Consider the following 5,845-nt stretch of genomic DNA (forward strand, 5'->3'; position numbering starts at 1 on the left):
ATGCCGGGTATCTGTCGCGGCCGCGCCACGGTGCACGACTACGATTGCGACGGTACGCCAAACGGTGAGGACGACGACATCGATGCCGATGGCGTGGGCGAAGCCGACAACGCCGACCGTTTCCCCTTCGATCCCACCGAGTTTTCCGACAACGACCTCGACGGCATCGGCGACAATGCCGATCTCGATGACGACAACGACGGCCTCCCCGACGAGCTGGAGTGCCAGCCCGAGGAGATGCTCGCGCTGCTTCGTGAGCAGACTTCCTTCGGCGCGCTCGACTTTGACAATGGCCCCTGTGACGGCAACCCCGACCCGGGCGTGGTGAGCCCGTTGGTGACGGCCGGGGACCTGATCAACGACGTCAACGGCTGCTTTGGCGGCGTCTCCCTGAACTCGCGCCGGTGCACGTTCACCAATCCGCGCTTTCCCGATTCCGATCTCGACGGTCTCTCGGATGGCGCCGAGTGGGCCGCTCTCAAGCAGTTCCTCGGCTGCGCGGTTTCCGAAGAGATCTTCGATGCGGGCTGCCCGCTCGACGTGGTGACGATCACCTATCCCGATACGAGCGGTCCGATGCTGCCGCCGCTGGCGCTCAAGCAGACCTACCCGCCGCTCGATCCCAACACCGATGCCGATCGCCCCGATGGTGTTCCCATTACGGCCAAGGACGATCCGGCCGCGCTCGACGGATTCGATCCCTCGCCCTACATCGTGGGCACTGCGCTGGACGTCGATTCCGACAACGACGGACTCTCCGACAGTGACGAGCGTTTCTACGGGACCAACCCCTTCCGCGCCGACAGCGACGGGGACGGCATGCTCGATCGGGCTGAGGTGGCCCGCGACATCGAGGATCTGCCCACCGAGTGCGGCGCGAACTACTGCAGCACGCCCAACCCCGTATTCGAGATCGCGACCTTCGACATCGTCGTGCAGCCCGAGATCAACCTGGTGCACCGTATCTGTCGCTACAATCCGTGCGACCCGCTCCAGCTCTGCGGGCAGTGCACGGGTTCGGGCGTTTTTGTCGGTGGCGCGCTGATGGCGCCGCTGCCGATGGGCACTCCCTCGCTCAATCCCAACGTGGCGGACGTCGATGGCGACGGCATTCCCGACGGGACCGAATCGGCCGGCTTCTCCCTGCGCAACGGCGTGGTCGTGCACACCAATCCGGTGCTGGCCGATACCGACGGCGATGAGGAAGCGCCCAATCCCAACTGCAGCGATCCCGATACCGTCGGCGGCGACCTGTGTGACGGGATCGGTGACGAGGGCACGCCCATCAGCTTCAACGACCGGATCGACAACTGCCCGACCCATGGCAACTCCGACCAGCGTGACTCGGACTTCGACGGAGCCGGTGACGTGCTCACGGATCTCACCTTCCCGGGCGGCGTTCGCACCAGCACGTTCGGCGGCGCGGCCGGTTGCGATCTCAATGTCACGATCCGCCAGCTCTCGGGCATGGATTACGACGGCGACGGTATCGACGACAATCGCGAGGTGCAGCCCCAGGCCGGGCAGATCATTCAGACCAACCCCGGAGACGCCGACACCGACAATGACGGGATCAACGACGGGACGGATAACTGCCCACTCACGGTGAATTCCTTCCAGGCGCTGTTCGAGAACTTCAGCGTTGCAACCGTGCAGAACAGCACGCTCTATTCGATCCAGGTGCGCAGCACCGACCTGAGCGGGCCGAGCGTGACGACCCAGACGGTCAGCTACATGTCGGACGCCGATGCCACCAAGCCGGAGATCCTCTGCGGGCTCGAAACGCAGCTTACCCTGGCGGGAATCCCCGGCGTCCTGCACAACACGATCCCGCTCGATTGCCCCAATCTGGTTTCGCTTCCCGGGGAGCCGCGGGTGAAACTGACCGAGCAGAACTCGACCTTCGAGCTGGAGATCCTTTCCCAAACGGCGAACCTCTCGCGCACTTCGGGCACCGGCCAGCTCAATCAGGACGAGGACAAATACGGCGCGGCCTGTGACAGCGACGATCTCGATCGCAGCGGCGGCCACCAGATCTTCCTGAACACGAACGATCCCGACTTCGACGGATTGATGGATTACGAAGAGAACTTCGGCCTGCGTCTGGGCGGATTCCGCACCTCAACCACGCGCGCCGACAGCGACGGCGACGGGATCATCGACTCGGTCGACAACTGCCCGTGCGCATCCAACCCTGCGCAGGAAGACGATGACCTCGACGGAATCGGCGATGTCTGCGAGTCTTCCTTCGGCGTTTCCTGTCAGTAGAGAGTGCCGATTCGAAAAGGTAGGGGCGGGGTTCACCCGCCCTTTGTTTGTGCCATTACGTAACAAGGGCGGGTAGACCCCGCCCCTACACATACAAACCAAAATGACCGTCAGGATTCCACGACCAAACAGGCGACTTCGTGGCCCTGTTTGGTCTCCAGGGCGGGGTCGGTTTCGTGGCAGCGGTCCTGCACCTGGCTGCAGCGGTCGGCGAAGCGGCAGCCGGGTTTGAGGCGGCGCAGGTCGGGCACGTGGCCGGGAATACTGGCCAGCCGGGCGCCCTCGCGCTTGGTCGAGCCGGTGACCGGATCGGGGCGCGGGATCGCAGCGAGCAGGCCGCGGGTGTAGGGGTGCAAGGGGTTTTCGAAGATCGCTTCGGTGCCCGAACGCTCAACGATGCGGCCGGCATACATGACAGCCACCTCGCCGTGCATCTCGGCGACGACGCCCATGTCGTGGGTGATGAGCAGCACGGCCAGTCCGCGTTCTTCCTGCAGCTTCAGAATCAGTTCGAGGATCTGCGCCTGGATGGTCACATCGAGCGCCGTGGTGGGCTCGTCGGCGATGAGCAGGGCCGGATCGCAGGCGAGCGCCATGGCGATCATCACGCGCTGGCGCATGCCGCCCGAGAGCTGGTGGGGATAGTCCTTCATCCGCTGGCGCGGGGCGGGAATGCCCACCTGGTCGAGCAGCTCTGCCACCCGGTCGGCGGCCTGCGCCTTGTTCATGCCCAGGTGCAGGCGCAGCACTTCGGCGATCTGGTTCTCCACCGTATAGACCGGGTTGAGGCTGGTCATCGGTTCCTGAAAAATCATGGCAATCTGCTTGCCGCGGACTTTTCGGATCTCGCTTTCGGGGAGGCTGAGCAGATCCTGCCCGTCGAAGCGGATGGCGCCCGACTCGATGCGGCCCGGCGGGTTGGGAATGAGGCGCAGCAGCGAGAGGCTGGTCACCGACTTGCCGCAACCCGACTCGCCCACCAGACAGAGCGTCTTGCCCCTGTCGATGGAAAACGACACGCCGTCGACGGCCCGAAGCGGGCCGGCATCGGTCCCGAAAGACACGACGAGATTTTCGACTTCGAGAAGTGCCATGGATTGCAGAGACCTAGAGGTTCTTGAATTCTTCGATGAACTCTTCTTTGGTGATGAGTCCCTTGCGCGAGAGCAGGCGCAGCAGGGCGAGCATTTCCTTGGAGGGACGCGGACGGCCGTCGTCCCTGCCTTCCATCTTTCCGTCTGCAGAAAGAGTGACTTCCTCGCGATGGGTCAGCTCGGACTTGGGCTCGTGCTGGGGCCTGGCCGCATCAGGAGCCAGTCGCATGGGGATGGGCTGAAGCTCATCCTTGCCTTCGCTTTCGATCCCGGATTCGGCGACCGGGCCGCCGTGATAGTAGCGGCGAATCGCATCCTGAATCTGGGACTCCATGGCAATCACGGGCTTGACCATGTGACCGGTCGCGAACTGGAGCTCGTCGAGAACGCCCAGGTTGGCCGGGTCGCTCATGGCAAGATACAGCACCTTGCGATTGCCCTCTTCCTTGAGCATGACGGGAATGATGCCGTGCTTCTCGGCCTTTTCGACCGCAACGATCTTCACCACTTCGGCGGGAATGTCCGTGGTGCGCAGGTTCACGTTGGGGATCTTGAGCTGGCTCGAAAGGGCCTTGGCCATCACTTCCTCGGTCACGAAACCGAGCTTGACCAGCGTGGTACCCAGCCGGGCACCCCAGCGTTGCTGGTCGGCAAGGGCACTGCGGAGCTGGAACTCGTCGATGACTCCGGCATCGACGAGGATCTCTCCGAGACGTCTGCGCTGTGTGGCCATGAATTCTCCCTTACGGATTCCCCGGAAGCGGCTTTTTGACCCGCTCCCGTCTACTTAGTCAGGTTTTGCCGCGCGGCGCAATGCCGCCACATATTCTTCGCGGGTCAGGACGCCCTTGCTCTCGAGCAGCTCCAGCAGCACACGGATTGCCACCAGCTCTTTGGAGGGCCCGGCCTCATCACTCGTCTTGTCGGGCAGGTTCTCGACCACACCCACCAGTTCAAAGCTCGGGTCCTCTGCCATGGCGTCCTCTCGGGCAGCTTCTTCAGGGTCTTCTGGAATGGGGCCGGCTGCTTCGAGATGCGCGTTGGCCGCCGGCACTTCCTGCCAGGTCTCGGCCGGTTCGACTTCCAGCTCCACCTCGGGCAGGTCGGAATCGTCGGCCGCCGCGCTCGTGTCGACTTCGAGTTCCGTCTCTGGGGGCGGCGGGGGCGCGGGGGCCTCTGCCGGCTCGGCCGGGGGATTCTCGCGCAGGGGGTAGAGCTCCTGCCCGATGGAGTCGCGCATGGTGGCCGAATCCAGGGCCACCGACCGGAAGGGGGTGGCCTTTTGGTCGTAAGCGGCCTCGATGGCGCGCTCGAGCTCGCGCTCGCCGCTGACGAGGCGCAGGAATTCGACGCCCGCCATATCGGGGCGCAGCATCAGCTTGTCCACGCTCTCGGGATCGGAGAGCGCCACTTCGAGCAGGGTCTGGCCGCCGCGCTCTTCGAGTCGCAACGGCAGGACGCGGTTTTCCCAGGCGTCCTGAAAATCGAGTTTTTCGAGAGCGGCGGGCTGGGGCGCGCGCAGCCGGTCGCGATCGGCCACGCCCAGGCTGTAGCCGCGCGAGAGCAGGTGCAGGACCCGGCTCTCGGGCACGAGGCCCATGCGCACCAGCGAGCCCGGCAGCGTGCCACCGGCCCGGCGCATGCGCTTTCGCGCCGCCGAGAGCTGGAGCGAATCGATCAGTCCGGCATCGAGCAGGATTCGCTCTGTCTGGTCAGGATGTGGATTGGCCGCCACGCAACTCTACCCTCAAGTACAGGGGATGTATCAGCTTGCACCCGGAGCGCCGCGCGGCGCTCACAGATCCCCGCCTTTGCCGTGGTGACAGAAGGACTCAGGAGTATACGGGAAAAACGGGCGGCTTTCCAACCCCCTGAAATGTGGGGGAAAAGAGGAGAACGCGGCGTGAGCCACTTCACAATTCAGCGCTTCCCCCGCGCCGGGGGAAGCTGCCCGGCAGGGCAGAAGGGGGGCTGAAAGAGCCCCCTCAGTCCGCTTCGCGGCCGGCTCCCCCGGTCGCGGGGGCGCGCTGAGCGGTTCGCCTGCGGCGACTTCTACCTCGCCAGCCTCGGGTCCGTCGCGTCGCGCAGGCCCTCACCGACGAGGTTGAAGGCGGTAATCGTGATGAAGATCGCCGCGCCGGGGAAGACGGTGAGCCACCAGGCGAACTCGATGTAGGCGCGCGACTGGGAGAGGGCCTCGCCCCAGGATGCCGTGGGCGGCGGGACGCCAAAGCCCAGGAAGGCCAGCGAGCTCTCGACCAGGATGGCGGCGGCAATGCCGAAGGTGGCGCTCACCATGGCCGGCGCCAGGGAGTTGGGCAGGATGTGGCGGAAGATGATGCGTGAGTTCGCGACGCCCAGCGAGCGGGCGGCCTGCACGTAGTCCATGGTTCGGACCTTGAGCACTTCGGCACGGATGAGCCGCGCGATGCCCGTCCAGCTGGTCAAGCCGATCACCACCATGATGATCATCATGCTCGGTG

The 5,845-nt window shown here is 64.8% G+C and carries 5 protein-coding genes; 1 reads left to right on the top strand and 4 read right to left on the bottom strand.

Annotation, left to right across the window (positions count from 1 at the left end; translation table 11 throughout):
- The coding region (locus tag KDH09_11335) for a thrombospondin type 3 repeat-containing protein (protein ID MCB0220280.1) at positions 1–2,268 on the top strand (2,268 nt) is incomplete at its 5' end.
- Positions 2,269–2,378: 110 nt separating this feature from the next.
- On the opposite strand, the gene KDH09_11340 is transcribed toward KDH09_11335, so the two are convergent.
- From KDH09_11340 to KDH09_11355, 4 genes are all read right to left on the bottom strand, one after another.
- Entirely contained in the window at positions 2,379–3,362 is a 984-nt protein-coding gene (locus KDH09_11340) for an ABC transporter ATP-binding protein (protein ID MCB0220281.1), read from the bottom strand.
- Between the two features lie 13 nt (positions 3,363–3,375).
- The gene (locus tag KDH09_11345; protein ID MCB0220282.1) at positions 3,376–4,095 is read right to left on the bottom strand and encodes a hypothetical protein; all 720 of its coding nucleotides are present in this window, start codon (positions 4,093–4,095) and stop codon (positions 3,376–3,378) included.
- A gap of 54 nt (positions 4,096–4,149) precedes the next feature.
- Positions 4,150–5,097, bottom strand: coding sequence for a hypothetical protein (locus tag KDH09_11350; GenBank protein ID MCB0220283.1), 948 nt, complete (start codon positions 5,095–5,097; stop codon positions 4,150–4,152).
- A 317-nt stretch (positions 5,098–5,414) separates the two neighbouring features.
- On the bottom strand, positions 5,415–5,845 hold a 431-nt coding region (locus KDH09_11355; GenBank protein MCB0220284.1), incomplete at its 5' end, for an ABC transporter permease.

The organism is Chrysiogenia bacterium (assembly GCA_020434085.1).
GTDB lineage: Bacteria > JAGRBM01 > JAGRBM01 > JAGRBM01 > JAGRBM01 > JAGRBM01.

Excerpts from the sequence above, each read along its gene's own strand:
- KDH09_11340 (MCB0220281.1), bottom strand. The coding sequence starts at position 3,362 with ATGGCACTTCTCGAAGTCGAAAATCTCGTCGTGTCTTTCGGGACCGAT.
- KDH09_11345 (MCB0220282.1), bottom strand. The coding sequence starts at position 4,095 with ATGGCCACACAGCGCAGACGTCTCGGAGAGATCCTCGTCGATGCCGGA.